The sequence below is a fragment of the Burkholderia sp. GW821-FHT14F03 genome (assembly GCF_058803765.1).
In genome coordinates, this window is sequence record NZ_JBXAPG010000028.1 from 69,471 (window position 1) to 88,779 (window position 19,309).

Annotated in this window: 17 protein-coding genes and 1 other RNA gene; 13 read left to right on the forward strand and 5 right to left on the reverse strand. The window is 66.0% G+C overall.

Annotated elements, in window-relative coordinates; all coding sequences use genetic code 11:
- Positions 1 to 163: 163 nt before the first annotated feature.
- The 5 genes from AC1RQF_RS19880 to ompA form a co-directional block, all read right to left on the reverse strand.
- Positions 164 to 850 carry an HAD family hydrolase gene (locus tag AC1RQF_RS19880; RefSeq protein ID WP_492872784.1) on the reverse strand — a complete coding sequence of 229 codons (687 nt, stop codon included), beginning with the start codon at positions 848 to 850 and terminating at the stop codon, positions 164 to 166.
- Positions 851 to 1,032: 182 nt separating this feature from the next.
- Positions 1,033 to 1,402: a transfer-messenger RNA gene (gene ssrA, locus AC1RQF_RS19885) on the reverse strand.
- A 17-nt stretch (positions 1,403 to 1,419) separates the two neighbouring features.
- Positions 1,420 to 2,130 (reverse strand): HAD family hydrolase, encoded by a 711-nt coding sequence (locus tag AC1RQF_RS19890; protein ID WP_274001846.1) that lies wholly within the window; start codon positions 2,128 to 2,130, stop codon positions 1,420 to 1,422.
- 17 nt (positions 2,131 to 2,147) lie between these two features.
- Positions 2,148 to 2,846, reverse strand: coding sequence for a bifunctional 2-polyprenyl-6-hydroxyphenol methylase/3-demethylubiquinol 3-O-methyltransferase UbiG (gene ubiG, locus AC1RQF_RS19895; RefSeq protein WP_274001848.1), 699 nt, complete (start codon positions 2,844 to 2,846; stop codon positions 2,148 to 2,150).
- 174 nt (positions 2,847 to 3,020) lie between these two features.
- The gene (gene ompA, locus AC1RQF_RS19900; RefSeq protein WP_252986677.1) at positions 3,021 to 3,674 is read right to left on the reverse strand and encodes an outer membrane protein OmpA; all 654 of its coding nucleotides are present in this window, start codon (positions 3,672 to 3,674) and stop codon (positions 3,021 to 3,023) included.
- Positions 3,675 to 4,188: 514 nt separating this feature from the next.
- On the opposite strand from ompA, the gene gyrA reads away from it, so the two are divergent.
- The 13 genes from gyrA (at position 4,189) to rfaE1 (ending at position 19,309) form a co-directional block, all read left to right on the forward strand.
- On the forward strand, positions 4,189 to 6,792 hold the full coding sequence (gene gyrA / locus AC1RQF_RS19905) for a DNA gyrase subunit A (protein ID WP_274001849.1): 2,604 nt from the start codon (positions 4,189 to 4,191) through the stop codon (positions 6,790 to 6,792).
- 83 nt (positions 6,793 to 6,875) lie between these two features.
- Positions 6,876 to 7,478: a DUF2059 domain-containing protein gene (locus AC1RQF_RS19910; RefSeq protein ID WP_274004241.1), complete on the forward strand. Its 603-nt coding sequence runs from the start codon at positions 6,876 to 6,878 to the stop codon at positions 7,476 to 7,478.
- A 158-nt stretch (positions 7,479 to 7,636) separates the two neighbouring features.
- The gene (serC, locus tag AC1RQF_RS19915; RefSeq protein WP_274001851.1) at positions 7,637 to 8,719 is read left to right on the forward strand and encodes a 3-phosphoserine/phosphohydroxythreonine transaminase; all 1,083 of its coding nucleotides are present in this window, start codon (positions 7,637 to 7,639) and stop codon (positions 8,717 to 8,719) included.
- Positions 8,720 to 8,758: 39 nt separating this feature from the next.
- Entirely contained in the window at positions 8,759 to 9,841 is a 1,083-nt protein-coding gene (gene pheA, locus AC1RQF_RS19920) for a prephenate dehydratase (protein ID WP_274001852.1), read from the forward strand.
- A 155-nt stretch (positions 9,842 to 9,996) separates the two neighbouring features.
- The gene (locus tag AC1RQF_RS19925; RefSeq protein ID WP_274001854.1) at positions 9,997 to 10,920 is read left to right on the forward strand and encodes a prephenate dehydrogenase; all 924 of its coding nucleotides are present in this window, start codon (positions 9,997 to 9,999) and stop codon (positions 10,918 to 10,920) included.
- A gap of 20 nt (positions 10,921 to 10,940) precedes the next feature.
- Entirely contained in the window at positions 10,941 to 12,245 is a 1,305-nt protein-coding gene (aroA, locus tag AC1RQF_RS19930; protein ID WP_274001856.1) for a 3-phosphoshikimate 1-carboxyvinyltransferase, read from the forward strand.
- Positions 12,246 to 12,261: 16 nt separating this feature from the next.
- A complete protein-coding gene (gene cmk, locus AC1RQF_RS19935) occupies positions 12,262 to 12,948 on the forward strand; it encodes a (d)CMP kinase (protein WP_274001857.1) in 687 nt (228 codons plus the stop codon).
- A gap of 126 nt (positions 12,949 to 13,074) precedes the next feature.
- A complete protein-coding gene (rpsA, locus tag AC1RQF_RS19940) occupies positions 13,075 to 14,805 on the forward strand; it encodes a 30S ribosomal protein S1 (RefSeq protein ID WP_337995305.1) in 1,731 nt (576 codons plus the stop codon).
- 22 nt (positions 14,806 to 14,827) lie between these two features.
- Positions 14,828 to 15,154 carry an integration host factor subunit beta gene (locus tag AC1RQF_RS19945; RefSeq protein ID WP_274001861.1) on the forward strand — a complete coding sequence of 109 codons (327 nt, stop codon included), beginning with the start codon at positions 14,828 to 14,830 and terminating at the stop codon, positions 15,152 to 15,154.
- 214 nt (positions 15,155 to 15,368) lie between these two features.
- A complete protein-coding gene (locus AC1RQF_RS19950; RefSeq protein ID WP_274004242.1) occupies positions 15,369 to 15,662 on the forward strand; it encodes a LapA family protein in 294 nt (97 codons plus the stop codon).
- 57 nt (positions 15,663 to 15,719) lie between these two features.
- A complete protein-coding gene (lapB, locus tag AC1RQF_RS19955; protein WP_492872786.1) occupies positions 15,720 to 16,892 on the forward strand; it encodes a lipopolysaccharide assembly protein LapB in 1,173 nt (390 codons plus the stop codon).
- Positions 16,893 to 16,968: 76 nt separating this feature from the next.
- Entirely contained in the window at positions 16,969 to 18,363 is a 1,395-nt protein-coding gene (locus tag AC1RQF_RS19960) for a UDP-glucose dehydrogenase family protein (RefSeq protein WP_274001865.1), read from the forward strand.
- Positions 18,338 to 19,309, forward strand: a complete 972-nt coding sequence (gene rfaE1 / locus AC1RQF_RS19965) for a D-glycero-beta-D-manno-heptose-7-phosphate kinase (protein WP_274001868.1) — start codon at positions 18,338 to 18,340, stop codon at positions 19,307 to 19,309. Before AC1RQF_RS19960 ends, rfaE1 begins: the two co-directional genes overlap by 26 nt.

Below are 19,309 nucleotides of genomic sequence, written 5' to 3' on the forward strand. Positions count from 1 at the left end.
CAAGTCACCACGGCCAAGTCACCACGGCCAAGTCACCACGGCCAAGTCACCACGGCCAAGTCACCACGGCCAAATCACCACGGCCAAATCACCACGGCCAAATCACCGCGGCCAAATCACCGCGGCCAAATCACCGCGGCCGACCGGACGCGGCCGGACGCCATCAGTCGCGGGACCAGCCGGCGAGCAAAGCGGGCAGCGCGTCCATGTCGGCAAACACCGCCGCGACGCCCGCGCCGCGCAGCGCGGCCTCGGCATCCGCACCGGCCGGCGCGGGGCAATAGCCGAATACCGTCGCACCCGCGGCCACGCCGGCCGTCGCGCCCGTCACGGTATCCTCGACGACCGCGCAGCGCGCCGGGTCGACGGCGAGCGCGTGCGCAGCCGTCAGATAGACATCCGGATGCGGCTTGCTGCGCGGCAGATCGTGGCCGCTGAAGACGTGTTCGCCGAAGTAGTCGCTGATGCCCACCTTGGCCAACTGCATCCTGACCTTGCGCAGATCCGCGCCGGAGGCGACCGCGACGCGGCCGGCGACGGCCTGGTGTACGGCGTGCAGCGCGGCCGGCGCGCCGTCGATGGCGACCAGTTCGGCCTCGAGCGCGGCATCGCGGCGCGCGCGGAATTGCGCGAGCCAGTCGGCCGTGATCGCGACGCCGGTGTGTTGCTCGATGCGCGCCGCTTCGTCGCGCACGGCCTTGCCGACGAAGATCCGCATGGTTTCGGTCACGCTGATCGCCCACCCCAGTTCGCCGAGCATTTCGGCCAGCACGCGGTTCGTGATGGGTTCGGAATCGACCAGCACGCCGTCGCAATCGAACAGCACGGCATCAAACGGGAAGGACGTCATGGGCGCATCGGAGAGGGCGGCAGGAGCGGGCTAGGATACACCGGACCTGGCGGGTCCGGAACCGGTTGCGGGCCGGCTCCATCGTGTATTCGGGCGGGCGCGCCACCAGTAAAAAAACCCGCGCGGCCGGGAGGCTGTCGCGGGTTCGTGCCGTCGCGGCAGGGGCCGCGAGCGGGAGAATGTGGTGGAGGCGGCGGGAATCGAACCCGCGTCCAGAAGCGCTCTACGATCAGTTCTACATGTTTAGTTCTGTCGTTTGATTTAACCGTAACGTCGCGGACGAACACGCTCCGATACGGCGATTCACTAGGTTTTCGACCTCGGCGTCGTGACGCCACCGAAGCTTAACTGACGTATATGACCTCTGGCGGTATTGCTACCGGTCTTGCGACGCTAGCCCGTCAGTGAACTAGGCAGAGGACGGCGGCCCTTAGGCTGCCAGTGCGAACGTTTCGTCGTTTGCAGTTACGTTTTTCCCATTGATTAACGAGGTGACGGGTCCTCGACATGCCCTGACCGCTTCACAACCCCTGTCGAAACCAGGTCGCCCCCGCGGATCGGATCGATCATTATAGCCCAACATCGCGCAGGAGCCGCTGCAATTCGTCGGGCGTGGCGGCCAGGTGCTGCGCCTGCCAATCCTCGGGCGCGACACCGTCGCCGCAATAGCCGTATGCGGCCGCGATCGTCGTCATGCCCGCCGCGCTGCCGGCCTGGATGTCGCGCAGGTCGTCGCCGACGTACACGATGCGAGCCGGCTCGATCTGCAGCTCCTGCGCGGCATGCAGGAGCGGCGCCGGATGCGGCTTGGCATGCGGCGTCGTGTCGCCGCTGACCACGCAACCTGCGCGCGCGGCGAGCCCCAGCCGGTCGACGAGCGGGTCGGTCAGCCGCGCCACCTTGTTGGTCACGATGCCCCAGCGCACGCCGCGCGCGTCGAGGTCGTCGAGCAGCGCGCCGATGCCGGCGAACAGCGTCGTGTGCACGCACAGGTCGGTCGCGTAGTTCGCGAGGAATTCATCCCGCATTGCGTCATAGCCGGGGCTGTCCGGCGCGATGCCGAACGCGCCCGCGAGCAGGCCCCGCGCGCCGGCCGATGCGAGCGGGCGCAGCGCCGCGAGCGGCGTTTCCGGCAGCGCGCGGGCGCGCTGCATCTTGGTGACGGCGGCGGCGAGGTCCGGCGCGGTGTCGGCGAGTGTGCCGTCGAGATCGAACAGCACGGCGGCGCAGGCGTCGAGTCGCGGCGCGACGTCGGACGAAGGGGCGAGGGAAGTGTTCATGGCGGGAGGCTGCGGACTCAGGCGTGTCGGCGGCAGGCGACCAGGTAGTTGATGTCGGTGTCGTTCGACAGCGCGAAGCGCTTGCCGATCGGATGATAGGTGATGCCCTTGATCTCGACCGTATGCAGGTCGGTCGCGCGCACGAAGGACGCCAACTCGGACGGGCGGATGAAGCGCGCGTAGTCGTGAGTACCCTTCGGCAGCAGCTGGGCGATGTACTCGGCGCCGATCACGGCGAAGAGGTACGACTTCAGGTTGCGGTTCAGCGTCGAGAAGAACACCCAGCCGCCCGGCTTCACGAGGCTGGCGCACGCGGCGACCACGTTGGCGGGGGACGGGACGTGCTCGAGCATCTCCATGCAGGTGACGACGTCGTAAGCGCCGGGCTCGCGGGCCGCGAGTGCCTCGGCGGCGATCGCCTCGTAGTCGACCGTCACGCCGCTTTCGAGGCTGTGCAGATCGGCGACGCCGAGCGCCTCGGTCGACAGGTCGATGCCCTTGACCTGCGCACCGAGCCCCGCCATCGATTCGGACAGGATGCCGCCGCCGCAGCCGATGTCGAGCACGCGCTTGCCGGCGAGGTGCGCGTGCGCGTCGATCCAGCCGAGCCGCACCGGGTTGAGGTCGTGCAGCGGCTTGAACTCTGCGTTCGGGTCCCACCACTTGTGGGCAAGGTCACTGAATTTCTGGAGCTCGTGCGGATCGGCGTTGGTCATGTCGGCAAGCGGGATACGGGAAGGGCGGAGGCCGCCCGTCAATCAAGCCCCGAGTATATAAGGGGGCGGGGCGCCTTGCACGGAAACGTCCGGCGCGGGATGCGCGGGAATAAAAAAAGCCCCGCCGGAGCGGGGCCTTGCTGCCGGGTGATCCTGGGATCACCGCAACCTGTCTTACTTCTGAACTTGTTGCGTGCCGACCACTTCGACTTCCACGCGACGATCCGGTGCGAGGCAGGCGATGAGTTGCTTGCGGTTCTTCTGGTTGCAGCCGGTCGTGACCGGGTTGCGCTTGCCCTTGCCTTCCGTGTAGACACGGTTGGACTCGATGCCCTTGCTGACCAGGTACGACTTGACTGCTTGCGCACGGCGCAGCGACAGACGGTCGTTGTACTTGTCCGAACCGATGCGGTCGGTGTAGCCCGTGGCCACGACGACTTCCAGGTTCATGCCCTGGATCTTCGCTGCCAGCTCGTCCAGCTTCTGCTTGCCCAGCGGCTTGAGGGTCGCCTTGTCGAAGTCGAACAGCGCGTCAGCTTGATACGTGATCTTCTGGCTCGTGATGGCCGGAGCAACCGGAGCGACCGGCGTCGGCGCCGGTGCCTGGGCGACCAGTGCGCCATCGCACTTCGCGTTGGCGGTGGCCGGCGTCCAGAACGCATCGCGCCAGCAAAGCTCGTTCGTGCCGTTCATCCACACGTATTCGCCCGTGCCATTCACCCAGTTGTCGTTCACGGCTTGTCGCGACGCCGGCACCGACTGTGCCGAAGCGGATGCAGCCATAACTGCGGTAGCTGCAATGAACGCGAGCTTTGAAAGTTTATTCATATTTCTCCTCTCGAAATTGAGATTACCGCAGGTTTACTGCGAGCCTGTTGACGATGACAAGTCATACATTGCTCGAAGTATAACATTGGTGCGGCACAAAAAACGCGGCGCCGCTCTGTGTAGACTTCGAGCAGCGTCTAACTTTCAGTGCGTTGGCATTTTGCCATATCGTTCCCTTCCCACGAAAAAAAATCCTCCCCACCCTAAGATCGCTCTCCTGAATGTGGTGCATGTGCAACACGGCCTTGCCGCAAGTTTCAGAAATTGTCAAGGACTGAACAAAAAATAGCGCGTGGGAACCCGTGCCGGCCGGATTGTGAATGAAAACGAAACAGATTCGATCGAATCCGCGGGGATGGGTGGACGGGGCGCGGCGCGCTTCCGCTATATGTATATAGAGGGGCGGGCGTTGGGGCGGATTTGGCGCATGCTAGAATCGCACGTTGCGTCGCGTTTTTAGCGGCGCTCACGCGAAAGGCGGTCCCGTCTTCGCTCCGAAAAGATACACGGATACATGGATCAATTCGCCAAAGAGACCCTGCCCACCTCCCTCGAGGAGGAAATGCGCAAGTCGTATCTCGATTACGCCATGAGCGTGATCGTCGGACGCGCCCTCCCGGACGTCCGTGATGGCTTGAAGCCTGTGCACCGGCGTGTGTTGTTCGCAATGCACGAACTCAACAACGACTGGAATCGCGCCTACAAGAAGTCGGCGCGTATCGTCGGCGACGTGATCGGTAAATACCATCCGCACGGTGACACCGCGGTGTACGACACGATCGTCCGGATGGCGCAGGATTTCTCGCTGCGCTACATGCTGGTCGACGGCCAGGGCAACTTCGGTTCGGTCGACGGCGACAACGCCGCCGCGATGCGTTATACCGAAATCCGCATGGCCAAGATCGGTCACGAGCTGCTCGCGGACATCGACAAGGAAACCGTCGACTTCGGGCCGAACTACGACGGCAGCGAGATGCAGCCGCTGATCCTGCCGGCGCGGATCCCGAACCTGCTGATCAACGGCTCGTCGGGGATCGCGGTCGGGATGGCGACCAACATCCCGCCGCACAACCTGAACGAAGTCGTCGACGCGTGCCAGCACCTGCTGCACAACCCGAAGGCGACCATCGACGAGCTGATCGAGATCATCCCCGCGCCCGATTTCCCGACGGCCGGCATCATCTACGGCGTCGCAGGCGTGCGCGATGGCTATCGCACCGGCCGCGGCCGGGTCGTGATGCGCGCGACCACCCATTTCGAGGAGATCGACCGCGGCCAGCGGATGGCGATCATCGTCGACGAGCTGCCGTACCAGGTGAACAAACGCTCGCTGCTCGAGCGGATCGCCGAACTGGTGAACGAGAAGAAGCTCGAGGGCATCTCGGACATCCGCGACGAATCCGACAAGAGCGGCATGCGCGTCGTGATCGAGCTGAAGCGTGGCGAAGTGCCCGAGGTGGTGCTGAACAACCTGTACAAGGCCACCCAGCTCCAGGACACGTTCGGCATGAACATGGTCGCGCTGGTCGACAACCAGCCGAAGCTGCTGAACCTCAAGGAAATCCTGCAGTGCTTCCTGTCGCACCGGCGCGAAGTGCTGACGCGGCGCACCATCTTCGAATTGCGCAAGGCGCGCGAGCGCGGCCACGTGCTCGAAGGCCTCGCGGTGGCGCTCGCCAACATCGACGAGTTCATCGCGATCATCAAGGCCGCGCCGACGCCGCCGATCGCGAAGCAGGAACTGATGATGCGCGCGTGGGATTCGTCGCTCGTGCGCGAGATGCTGACGCGCGCGGAGACCGAGAACGCCCTGGCGGGCGGTCGCGACGCCTATCGTCCGGAAAACCTGAGCCCCGCGTTCGGGATGCAGGGCGACGGCCTGTACAAGCTGTCGGACACGCAGGCGCAGGAAATCCTCCAGATGCGCCTGCAGCGTCTCACGGGCCTCGAGCAGGACAAGATCATCGGCGAGTATCGCGAGGTGATGGCGCAGATCGCCGACCTGCTCGATATCCTCGCGCGGCCGGAGCGGATCACCACGATGATCGGCGAGGAGCTGACGCAGGTGAAGGCCGAGTTCGGCGACGCGCGCCGCTCGAGGATCGAGCTGAATGCGACCGAACTGAACACCGAAGACCTGATCACGCCGCAGGACATGGTCGTGACCATGTCGCACGCGGGCTACGTGAAGTCGCAGCCGCTGTCCGAGTACCGTGCGCAAAAGCGCGGCGGTCGCGGCAAGCAGGCGACCCAGATGAAGGAAGACGACTGGATCGAGACGCTCTTCATCGCGAACACCCACGACTACATCCTGTGCTTCTCGAACCGCGGCCGCGTGTACTGGGTCAAGGTCTACGAGGTGCCGCAAGGTTCCCGTAATTCGCGCGGCCGCCCGATCGTCAATATGTTCCCGCTGCAGGACGGCGAGAAGATCAACGTCGTGCTGCCGGTGCGTGAATTCTCCGAGGACAAGTACGTGTTCATGACGACGGCGCTCGGCACCGTCAAGAAGACGCCGCTCGAAGCCTTCAGCCGTCCGCTCAAGAAGGGCATCATCGCGGTCGGCCTGGACGACGGCGACTACCTGATCGGCGCCGCGATCACCGACGGCGCGCATGACGTGATGCTGTTCTCCGATTCGGGCAAGGCGGTGCGCTTCGACGAGAACGACGTCCGGCCGATGGGCCGCGAGGCGCGTGGCGTGCGCGGCATGCAGCTCGAGGACGGGCAGCAGGTGATCGCGATGCTGGTGGCCGGCAGCGAGGAGCAGTCGGTGCTGACCGCGACCGAGAACGGTTTCGGCAAGCGCACGCCGATCACCGAATACACGCGCCACGGCCGCGGCACGAAGGGGATGATCGCGATCCAGACCTCGGAGCGCAACGGCAAGGTCGTCGCCGCGACGCTCGTCGATCCAGAGGATCAGATCATGCTGATCACCACGGCCGGCGTGCTGATCCGCACGCGCGTTTCGGAGATTCGCGAGATGGGCCGCGCGACGCAAGGTGTTACACTCATCAGCCTCGATGAAGGCACCAAGCTCTCGGGTCTGCAGCAGATCGCCGAAGCTTACGCCGAGGGCGACGCCGACGAAGCGTCGGAGGGCGACGACGCCTGATTCTGGTTGTAACGGCCGGCGGCGTCCACGCGAAGCGCAACGCCTCGGCTGGTAACAGTTCATATTTCCATGAGGGAGTGATGATGCAAAAACAATTCAAGCAACTGGCCCTGCTGGCAGCTCTGGTGCCGACTTTCGCAATGGCGCAGTCGCTGTCGAACCAGGCGCCGGCTGCGGCTCCGGCTGCTGCTGCTCCGATCGACGCCGACAAGAAGGCGGCGATCAAGGACCTGCTCGACGCGATCGACGCGCCGAAGCTCGTGTCGGCTATCGCCAACAGCGCTGAAATGCAGTCGAAGCAACTCGTGCCGGCGATCCTCTCGGACGCGCTGTCGGAGAACAAGACGCTGAACGACAAGCAGAAGCAGGCTGCCGTGCCGACGCTGCAGAAGAACACCGTGCCGAAGCTGGTCGACAACGCAGGCAAGGTGTTTGAAACCTCGCAGTTCTCGGGCGATGCGATGCAGGCTCAGTACGACGCGTACGCGAAGTACTACAGCACCTCGGAAATCAAGGACCTGACGACGTTCTACAAGAGCCCGACGGGCCGTAAGTTCATCCAGGTGCAGGATCAGGTCGGCCGCGACGTCGTGAACGGCCTGATGCAGAAGTACATGCCGCAAGCGATCAAGGCGACGCGCGACCAGGCCGACAAGGAAGTCGCAGCCGTCAAGCCGGGCAAGTAAGCACGTTGCGCCGGCCCGGGGCGCAGGCGCCCCGGGTTTGGCGGGTTCGATACGACAGTGCGATAATGGCCGTTTGCGCAAGTGCGCAAGCGGCCATTCCTTTTTCTGGCGCGGCTTTTGCCGGCGTGTGCCGGCCGCGTCCCTCAGAGGTTCTCACGATGCGCGTCTATAACTTCTCCGCCGGCCCCGCGGCGTTGCCCGAAGCGGTGCTGCGTCAGGCCGCCGACGAAATGCTCGACTGGAACGGCAGCGGCATGAGCGTGATGGAAATGAGCCATCGCGGCCGCGAGTTCATGTCGATCCACGAGGCGGCGCTCGCGGACCTGCGCGAGCTGCTCGCGGTGCCCGAGCACTACCGGATCCTGTTCCTGCAGGGCGGCGGGCTCGCCGAGAACGCGATCGTGCCGATGAACCTGCTCGGCGCGCGGCGCACGGCCGATTTCGTGATCACCGGTTCGTGGTCGCGCAAGTCGCTCAAGGAAGCGGAGAAATATTGCACGGCGCACGTTGCCGCGAGCGGCGAGACCGAAGCGGGCTTCACGCGCGCGCCGGCGTTCTCGACCTGGCGCCTGTCCGACGATCCCGCCTACGTGCACCTGTGCACGAACGAGACCATCGACGGCGTCGAGACCTTCGAGGTGCCCGATCTCGGCGACGTGCCGCTCGTCGCGGACGTGTCGTCGCACATTCTGTCGCGGCCGCTCGACGTCACGCGTTACGGCGCGTTGTTCGGTGGCGCGCAGAAGAACATCGGCATGGCCGGCGTGACGCTCGTGATCGTGCGCGAGGACCTGCTCGACCGCGCGTTGCCGATCTGCCCGTCGGCGTTCGAATGGAAGACGGTCGCCGAGAACAACTCGCTCTACAACACGCCGCCCACCTATGCGATCTACATCGCGGGCCTCGTGTTCAAGTGGCTGAAGGCGCAGGGCGGCCTGCCGGCCATCGAGGCGCGCAATCTCGAGAAATCGAAGCTGCTGTACGACACGATCGACGCGAGCAGCTTCTATCTGAACAAGGTCGAGCCGACGTCGCGTTCGCGCATGAACGTGCCGTTCTTCCTCGCCGATGAATCCCGCAACGAAGACTTCCTTGCCGGCGCGAAGGCGCGCGGGCTGCAGCAGCTGAAGGGCCACAAGTCCGTCGGCGGCATGCGGGCGTCGATCTACAACGCGGTGCCGTTCGAGGGCGTGCAGGCGCTCGTCGAATATATGAAGGAATTCGAAGCGCGCCACGCCTGAACGCCGGGCGGGCCGCTTCATCAGCACGGCTCTTAACGCATGGACGACGATCTCAATTCCCGCTTGAAACCCTTGCGCGAGCGCATCGACGAGATCGATGCGCAGCTCATCGCGCTGCTGAACCAGCGCGCCGCGGTCGCGCTCGAAGTCGGCGAGGTGAAGAAGCATTTCAACGCGCCCGTGTTCCGGCCCGAGCGCGAGCACCAGGTGATCACGCGCCTGCAGGACATGAGCGCGGGGCCGCTCGCGAGCGACCACATCAGCGCGATCTGGCGCGAGATCATGGCCGCGAGCCGCGATCTCGAACAGACGATCCACGTGGCCTTCCTCGGGCCGGTCGGCACGTACAGCGAGCAGGCGATGCTCGAATACTTCGGCCAGTCGATCGAAGGCTTGCCGTGTCCGTCGATCGACGAAGTGTTCCGGTCGGTCGAGGCGGGCGGCGCGTCGTTCGGCGTCGCGCCCGTGGAGAACTCGGCCGAGGGCGCGGTGTCGCGCACGCTCGACCTGCTGCTGCACACGCAATTGCTGATCGGGGGCGAGCTGTCGCTGCCGATCCACCACAACCTGTTGACGCAAACGGGCAGCCTCGACGGCGTGCGGCGCGTGTGCGCGCATGCGCAGGCGCTCGCGCAGTGCCAGCAATGGCTGTCGGCGAACGCGCCGCATCTGGAGCGGCAGGCGGTGGCGAGCAACGCCGAGGCGGCGCGCATCGCGGCCGACGATCCGAGCGTCGCGGCGATCGCCGGCGATCGCGCGGCCATTCATTACCGGCTGCAGATCGTCTACGCGCTGATCCAGGACGATCCGCACAACCGCACGCGCTTCGTCGTGCTCGGCCGCGAGCCGACCGGGCCGAGCGGCCATGACCAGACCTCGCTGATCGTCTCGGTGAAGAACGAGCCGGGCGCCGTGTTCAAGCTGCTCGAACCGCTCGCGCGGCACGGCGTGTCGATGACGCGCTTCGAGTCGCGGCCGGCGCGCGTCGGCACGTGGGAGTATTACTTCTACATCGATATAGAAGGGCATCGCGATGACGCGTCGGTCACGGCGGCGCTCACGGAGCTCGGCCGGAAAGCCGCGTTCCTGAAAGTCCTCGGCTCGTATCCGCGTGCCCGTTGAGGGCCGCTGCCGTGAGCGTCGCCCCATGACGGCGCGATCCGGTCCGTCGAGCCGCGCGTGGGCCGCCCTGGCGGCGCCGCGCGGCCCCGGGCGGCATCCCGCCCCTGATCCGCGCGCGCCGGGCTTGCCCGCGCGCGCATTACCTGGCGTCTGCCGTGTCTGGTTTCTCTTTCAATAAGCTGGTGATTTTCGGCGTCGGCCTGATCGGCGGCTCGCTCGCGCGCGCGCTGCGCGAACGCGCGGGCGCGGCGGGCGAGGTGGTGGGCGTCGGCCGTTCGCCCGCGTCGATCGCGCGCGCCTGTGAACTGGGCGTGATCGACCGCGGCGCGGCGCTGGACGACGACGCGCAGTTGCGCGACGCGTTGCGCGGCGCGGACCTGGTGCTGCTCGCGGCGCCGGTCGCGCAGACCGGGCCGATTCTCGCGCGCATCGCGCCGTTCCTCGAGCCGTCGACCCTCGTCACCGACGCGGGCAGCACGAAGTCGGACGTCGAGGCCGTGGCTCGCACGGCGCTCGGCGCGCGCATCGGCCAGTTCGTGCCGGGCCATCCGATCGCCGGGCGCGAATCGAGCGGCGTCGAGGCGGCCTTGCCTGATCTCTACGTCGGGCGCAACGTCGTGCTGTGCGCGTTGCCCGAGAATCCGCCCGCCGCGCGCGAGCGGATCGCCGCGATGTGGCAGGCCGCGGGCGCCGAGGTGCGGACGATGGACGCCGCGCAGCACGATCGCGTGTTCGCGGCGGTGAGCCATCTGCCGCACGTGCTGTCGTTCGCGCTGGTCGAGCAGATTCTCGGCGAGTCCGACGCCGAACTGAAGTTTTCATATGCCGCGGGCGGTTTCCGCGATTTCACGCGGATCGCGGCGTCGAGCCCCGAGATGTGGCGCGACGTGTGCGTCGCGAACCGCGTCGCGCTGCTTGACGAGCTCGACGCCTACGCGCGCGTGCTGGCGCGCCTGCGCGCGGCGATCGACGCCGGCGACGGCGCGGCGCTCGAGGCGGTGTTCGCGCGCTCGCGCGACGCCCGCACCGCATGGCAGGAGCGCGGCGGCCAAGCCGCGCCCGGTTCCGTTCAGTCTTAACAGGATCAACAGGATCACTCATGGATCATCTCGATCTCGGCCCATTCTCCCAGGCGTCCGGCACGGTGCGGCTACCCGGCTCGAAGAGCATTTCCAATCGCGTGCTGTTGCTGGCGGCGCTGGCGGAAGGCGAGACCACCATCACGAACCTGCTCGATTCCGACGACACGCGGGTGATGCTCGATGCGCTCGGCAAGCTCGGCGTGCGGCTTGCGCGCGACGGCGACACCTGTGTGGTGTCCGGCACGCGCGGCGCGTTCACCGCGCGCACGGCCGATCTGTTCCTCGGCAACGCGGGCACCGCGGTGCGGCCGCTGACGGCCGCGCTCGCGGTCAATGGCGGCGACTATCGCGTGCACGGGGTGCCGCGCATGCACGAGCGGCCGATCGGCGACCTCGTCGACGGCTTGCGCCAGATCGGCGCGCAGATCGACTACGAGGAGAACGATGGCTATCCGCCGCTGCGGATCCGGCCGGCGTCGATCTCGATCGATGCGCCGATCCGCGTGCGCGGCGACGTGTCGAGCCAGTTCCTGACCGCGCTGCTGATGACGCTGCCGCTCGTCAAGACGAAGGAGGGCGTGACGGTCGTCGAGGTCGACGGCGAATTGATCTCGAAGCCGTACATCGAGATCACGATCAAGCTGATGGCGCGCTTCGGCGTGACCGTCGAGCGCGACGGCTGGGCGCGCTTCACGGTGCCGGCCGGCGTGCGCTACCGCTCGCCCGGCCGGATCATGGTGGAAGGCGACGCGTCGTCGGCGTCCTATTTTCTCGCGGCCGGCGCGCTCGGCGGCGGTCCGCTGCGGGTCGAGGGCGTCGGCCGCGCGAGCATCCAGGGCGATGTCGGTTTCGCGAACGCGCTGATGCGGATGGGCGCGAACGTGTCGATGGGCGACGATTGGATCGAGGTGCGCGGGATCGGCCATGATCACGGCAAGCTCGCGCCGATCGACATGGATTTCAACCTGATCCCCGACGCCGCGATGACGATCGCTGTCGCGGCGCTGTTCGCGGGCGGCGCGAGCACGTTGCGCAACATCGCGAGCTGGCGCGTCAAGGAAACCGACCGCATCGCCGCGATGGCGACCGAGCTGCGCAAGGTCGGCGCGACCGTGGAGGAGGGCGAAGACTATCTGATCGTCAAGCCGCCTGCCGCGCTGACGCCGAACGCGGCGATCGACACCTACGACGATCACCGCATGGCGATGTGCTTCTCGCTCGTCAGCCTCGGCGGCGTGCCGGTGCGCATCAACGATCCGAAATGCGTCGGCAAGACGTTCCCCGATTATTTCGAGCGCTTCCTGGCGCTCGCCAAGGCTTGACGCCTGCATTGAACTGATGAAACCGAACCGTCCTTTTCACCCGACCCCAGTTATCACGATCGATGGCCCGACCGCGTCCGGCAAGGGCACGGTCGCCGCGCTCGTCGCCGCGCACTTGGGCTTCCACCTGCTCGACAGCGGCGCGCTGTACCGGCTGGCGGCCCTTGCGAGCCTGCGCTACGCGATCGAGCCGGATCAGCCGGACGCGCTCGCGAAGCTCGTCGACGACCTGCACATCACGTTCCGCGAGGGCTGTGCGCAGCTCGACGGTGTCGACGTGTCGGACGAGATCCGCGCGGAGGCGATCGGCAACCGGGCCTCGGCGATCGCCGTGCATGCGCCGGTGCGCGCCGCGCTGGTGGCGCGCCAGCGGGCGTTCCGCAAGCTGCCGGGGCTGGTCGCGGACGGCCGCGACATGGGCACGGTGATCTTCCCGGACGCCGGGCTCAAGGTGTTCCTGACCGCGAGCGTCGAGGCGCGCGCTGCCAGACGGCATAAGCAATTGATGCAAAAAGGTTTTTCTGCTAATATAGATGACTTGCTCCGGGATTTGCGTGAGCGCGACGCACGCGACAGCAATCGCGCCGCCGCGCCGCTCAAGCCCGCCGCAGACGCCAAGCCCCTCGACACCTCGGGCCTGACGATCGAGCAATCGGTCGAACAGGTCCTGGCGTGGCACCGGGCGCTGGGCCAGTCCGCCTGAAGGGCGGGCATGTCGTGGTGCCGCGTGCGCATTTGCGCGCGGCGTGTGTTGAACCCTTAACCCCGTATGGCATTTGCACCTGTTCTGACAGCCGGTCATTCCGCCCGGCGAGACGGTACGAAACCCATGCACATTCCGATTTTTATGTCCGACCTGCAAACCTCCACCCCGAATACCGAATCTTTCGCGGCTCTGTTCGAAGAGTCGCTGACCCGCCAAGACATGCGCGCCGGCGAAGTGATTTCCGCCGAAGTCGTGCGCGTCGACCACAACTTCGTGGTCGTGAACGCAGGCCTCAAGTCCGAGGCATACATTCCGATCGAGGAATTCCTGAACGATCAGGGCGAGGTTGAGGTTCAGGCGGGCGATTTCGTTTCCGTCGCGATCGACGCGCTGGAAAACGGCTACGGCGACACGATCCTGTCGCGCGACAAGGCGAAGCGTCTCGCTTCGTGGCTGTCGCTCGAGAAGGCGCTCGACAACAACGAACTGGTCACCGGCACCATCACCGGCAAGGTGAAGGGCGGCATGACCGTGATGGTCAACGGCATCCGCGCGTTCCTGCCGGGCTCGCTCGTCGACACGCGTCCCGTCAAGGACACGACGCCGTACGAAGGCAAGACCCTCGAATTCCGCGTGATCAAGCTCGACCGCAAGCGCAACAACGTCGTGCTGTCGCGTCGCGCAGTGATCGAAGCGACCCAAGGCGAAGAGCGCGCGAAGCTGCTCGAGACGCTGAAGGAAGGCGCGATCGTCAACGGCGTGGTCAAGAACATCACCGACTACGGCGCGTTCGTCGACCTCGGCGGCATCGACGGCCTGCTGCACATCACCGACATCGCATGGCGTCGTGTGCGTCACCCGAGCGAAGTTCTGTCGGTTGGCCAGGAAGTCACCGCGAAGATCCTCAAGTTCGACCAAGAGAAGAACCGCGTCTCGCTCGGCATCAAGCAACTGGGCGACGATCCGTGGGAAGGCATCTCGCGTCGTTACCCGTCGGGCACGCGCCTGTTCGGCAAGGTCACCAACATCACCGACTACGGCGCATTCGTCGAAGTGGAATCGGGCATCGAAGGCCTGGTCCACGTGTCGGAAATGGACTGGACGAACAAGAACGTCGCCCCGTCGAAGGTTGTTCAGCTGGGCGACGAAGTCGAAGTCATGGTCCTCGAGATCGACGAAGACCGTCGTCGTATCAGCCTCGGCATGAAGCAATGCAAGCCGAATCCGTGGGATGACTTCAGCCGCAACTTCAAGAAGGGCGACAAGCTGACGGGCGCGATCAAGTCGATCACCGACTTCGGCGTGTTCATCGGCCTGCCGGGCGGCATCGACGGTCTGGTCCACCTGTCGGACCTGTCGTGGAGCGAAGCCGGCGAAGAAGCCGTCCGCAAGTACAAGAAGGGCGACGAAGTGGAAGCGATCGTGCTCGGCATCGACGTCGAGAAGGAACGCATTTCGCTGGGCATCAAGCAGCTCGAAGGCGACCCGTTCAGCAACTACGTTGCCATGAACGACAAGGGTTCGATCGTTGACGGCGTGGTGAAGTCGGTCGATGCGAAGGGCGCCGTGGTGACGCTGTCGGGTGAAGTCGAAGGCTATCTGCGCGCATCGGAAATCGCGCAAGATCGCGTTGAAGACGCTCGCAACGTGCTGAAGGAGGGCGACAAGGTCAACGCGATGGTGATCAACATCGATCGCAAGTCGCGCGGCATCAACCTGTCGATCAAGGCGAAGGATTCGGCCGAGCAGCAAGAAGCGATTCGCGGCCTGCAGTCCGACTCCAGCGCAGCGGCAACCGGCACGACGAACCTCGGCGCGCTGCTGAAGGCCAAGCTCGACGGCCAGAACCAGTAAGCCTTACGAGGTCTGCTGAAGTATGACCAAATCCGAGTTGGTCGCCCAGCTGGCAACGCGATTTCCGCAACTTGTCCTCAAGGATGCGGATTTCGCGGTGAAAACGATGCTCGATGCGATGTCCGACGCTCTATCGAAAGGGCATCGCATCGAAATTCGCGGCTTCGGCAGCTTCGGCTTGAATCGCCGCCCGGCCCGAGTGGGTCGCAACCCGAAGTCGGGTGAGAAGGTGCAGGTGCCCGAAAAGCACGTGCCGCACTTCAAGCCCGGCAAGGAATTGCGTGAGCGCGTCGATGGCCGCGTCGGCGAGCCGTTGAAGCAAGACGAAGACACCGACGACGATCTGTAAGCGTCGCCGGAGCCCTGCCGGCATGGCTGAAAGAAAGCGCCCTTCATGGGCGCTTTTTCATTGGGGCGTGGGCGCTTGCGCGCGGGTGTCGCGCACGCGCGGCCCGAACCCGTTCGCGCGCCCTCAAACGCTTCCTTTACAATACGGGTCACTTCGGCGCGGCGAAGGGGAGTCGCACGCGTCGCCGGCAAATCTCAGTCAAAGAGAGGGTTTCATGAAATTTATCGTCTGGTTGATCCGGGTGCTGGTGTTCGTGCTGTTGCTGGTGCTGGCACTCGCCAATACGCAAACCGCCACGCTGAATTTCCTCGCCGGCTACAACTGGCAAGCGCCGCTGATCCTGATCGGCCTCGCATTCTTCGGCGTCGGCCTGCTCGCCGGCCTGCTGTCCGCCGCGCCTTCGGTGTTGCGGATGCGCCTCGAGAACGGCCGCCTGAAGCGTGACCTGCGCAGCGCGCGGGAAACCCCGGTCGCCGTCGATCAGCCGCCGATGCCGCCCGTCATTTAACGACCCCGAGTCGCGCGCTTGCCGCGCGGCTTTCTTGTCTTCGCCTCGATACATCGCATGGATCTCGATTTCTGGTGGCTGCTGGCCATCCCCGTTGCCTTCGCGCTGGGCTGGGCCGCCTCGCGCTACGACCTCAACAAGCTGCTCTCCGAAGGCACGAACCTGCCGCGTTCGTATTTCCGTGGCCTGAATTTCCTGCTGAACGAGCAGCCGGACAAGGCGATCGACGCGTTCATCGAAGTGGCGCGGCTCGATCCGGAAACGGTCGAGCTGCACTTCGCGCTCGGCAATCTGTTCCGCCGCCGCGGCGAGACCGACCGGGCGATCCGCGTGCACCAGAACCTGCTGAGCCGCAACGATCTGCCGGCCAACGAGCGCGACCACGCGCTGTTCGAGCTGGGCCAGGATTTCCTGAAGGCCGGCCTGCTCGATCGCGCGGAGGAAACCCTGCACATGCTCGCGGACGGCAATTACGCGTTGGACGCGCAGCGCGCGCTGCTGGCCATCTATCAGATCGAGAAGGAGTGGAACAAGTCGATCGAGACCGCGCGGCGGATCGAGGCGATGAGCGACACGCTGCTCGGCGTCGAGATCGCGCATTTCCATTGCGAACTCGCGCAGGACGCGTTGCAGCGCAAGGAGGCCGGTGCGGCTGAAGAGCAGCTGCGTCTCGCGCTCGTCGCGAATCCGCAGAACGTGCGTGCGACGATCCTGTCCGGCGACGCGGCCGCCGCGTCGGGCGATGCGCGCGCGGCGATCGCGCACTGGCGTCGCGTCGAGGCGCAGAATGCGGCTTACCTGCCGCTCGTCGCGGAGAAGATGATGAAGGCCTACGACGGGCTCGGCGAAGGCGCGCAGGGCGCCGAACTGCTCAAGGACTACGCGGAGCGCTATCCGTCGAACGACCTGCTCGACGTCGCGTACCAGTACATCCTGCAGCTGAGCGGCACCGAAGCGGCGCATGCGCTCGCGCGCACGCAGATGGAGAAGTCGCCGAACTTGTCGGGCATGCTGCACCTGCTCGACGCGCAGATCGCGAGCGCCGACGAGGCGCGGCGCAGCGAACTGGAAATGATGCGCGCGCTGATCAAGCAGCGCACCAAGAATTTGCCACGTTATACATGTCAGAATTGCGGTTTCCGGGCGCGCCTCTTCTACTGGCAATGCCCGGGATGCAGTGGTTGGGAAACCTACGCGCCGCGGCGCGTCGAGCCTGCTGTCCCCAATTGATCGCAGCTCGATGGGGGCGCATGGCGCTCCCGGCGGCGTGAACCGTCAACCACCGGAAAGATTCACCGGAACACTTATGAAAATCACCATCATCGGCACCGGCTACGTCGGTCTCGTCACCGGCGCGTGCCTCGCGGAAATCGGGCACGACGTGTTTTGCCTCGACGTCGATCCCCGCAAGATCGAGATCCTGAACACCGGCGGGATTCCGATCCACGAGCCGGGCTTGCAGGAAATCATCGCGCGCACCCGCGCGGCCGGGCGCATCACGTTCTCCACCGACGTGGAGGCGAGCGTCGCGCACGGCGAGATCCAGTTCATCGCGGTCGGCACGCCGCCCGACGAGGACGGCTCGGCCGATCTGCAATACGTGCTCGAGGCGGCGCGCAACATCGGCCGCTACATGACCGGCTACAAGGTGATCGTCGACAAGTCGACGGTGCCGGTCGGCACCGCGCAGCGCGTGCGTGGCGTGGTCGACGAGGCGCTGGACGCGCGCGGCCTCGCGGGCAGCGTCGCGCATCGCTTCTCGGTCGTGTCGAATCCCGAGTTCCTCAAGGAAGGCGCGGCGGTCGAGGACTTCATGCGGCCGGATCGCATCATCATCGGCGTCGACGCCGACGAATCCGGCACGCTGGCCGCGGAGAAGATGAAGAAGCTGTACGCGCCGTTCAACCGCAACCACGAGCGCACCATCTACATGGACGTGCGCTCGGCGGAGTTTGCGAAATACGCGGCGAACGCGATGCTCGCGACCCGCATCTCGTTCATGAACGAGATGTCGAACCTCGCGGATCGCGTCGGCGCGGACATCGAGGCGGTGCGGCGCGGCATCGGTTCCGATCCGCGGATCGGCTATCACTTCCTGTACGCCGGGGTGGGCTACGGCGGCTCGTGCTTCCCGAAGGACGTGCAGGCGCTGATCCGCACCGCGAGCGAGAACGGCCATCCGCTGCGCATCCTGGAGGCGGTCGAGGCGGTCAACCACGCGCAGAAGCACGTGCTGCTCGACAAGATCGAGGCGGTCCACGGCGCCGACCTGAGCGGGCGCAGCTTCGCGGTCTGGGGGCTGGCGTTCAAGCCGAACACCGACGACATGCGCGAGGCGCCGAGCCGGCGCCTGATCGCCGCGCTGCTCGAACGCGGCGCGACGGTGCGCGCGTACGATCCGGTCGCGCTCGAGGAGGCGCAGCGCGTCTTCGCGCTCGATTTCGGCGCCGATGCCGAGGCGCTGGCCCGGCTGCAATTGGTCGATTCGGCCGACGATGCGCTGGTCGGCGCGGACGCGCTTGTGATCGTCACCGAATGGAAGGAGTTCCGCAGTCCCGATTTCGCGCATCTCAAGTCGGTGCTGAAGACGCCGGTGATCTTCGACGGCCGCAATCTCTACGAACCGGATGCGATGGCTGAACTCGGCATCGACTATCACGCGATCGGGCGCCCCCATGTCGAACCTCAACTCGTCCGCTGAGACAAGCGGCGCACCCGCGCCCGCCGTATCCCGCGATCAACTCGCGCACTCGCGCGTGCTGATCGTCGGCGACGTGATGCTGGATCGCTACTGGTTCGGCAACGTGAACCGCATCTCGCCCGAAGCGCCGGTGCCGGTCGTGCACGTGCAGCGCCACGAGGAGCGGCTCGGCGGGGCGGCCAACGTCGCGCGCAATGCGGTGACGCTGGGCGGCCGGGCCGGCCTGCTGTGCGTGATCGGCAGCGACGAGCCGGGCGACCGGATCGTCGAGCTGCTCGGCGAGAGCGGCGTGACGGCGTATTTCGATCGCGACCGCGCGTTGCCGACCACGATCAAGCTGCGCGTGCTCGCGCAGCAGCAGCAGTTGCTGCGCGTGGACTTCGAGGCGTCGCCGACGCACGAAGTGCTGCTCGCGAGCCTCGCGCGTTTCGATGCGCTGCTGCCGTCGTACGACGTGGTCCTGATGTCGGATTACGCCAAGGGCGGCCTCACGCATGTGACGACGATGATCGACCGCGCGCGCGCGGCGGGCAAGCCGGTGCTGGTCGATCCGAAGGGCGCGGACTGGGCGCGCTATCGCGGCGCGTCGCTGATCACGCCGAATCGCGCGGAGCTGCGCGAGGTGGTCGGGCAATGGGTGTCGGAAGACGACCTGCGCGCGCGCGTGGCGCAGCTGCGCGCGTCGCTCGCGCTCGACGCGCTGCTGCTGACGCGCTCGGAAGAGGGGATGACGCTGTTTACCGACGCGGGCGAGCTGAACGCGCCGGCGCAGGCGCGCGAAGTGTTCGATGTGTCGGGCGCGGGCGACACCGTGATCGCCACGGTCGCCACGATGCTGGGCGCGGGCCTGTCGCTTGCGGACGCGGTGGTGCTGGCGAATCGCGCGGCGGGGATCGTGGTCGGCAAGCTCGGCACCGCGACCGTCGAATACGACGAATTGTTTTGA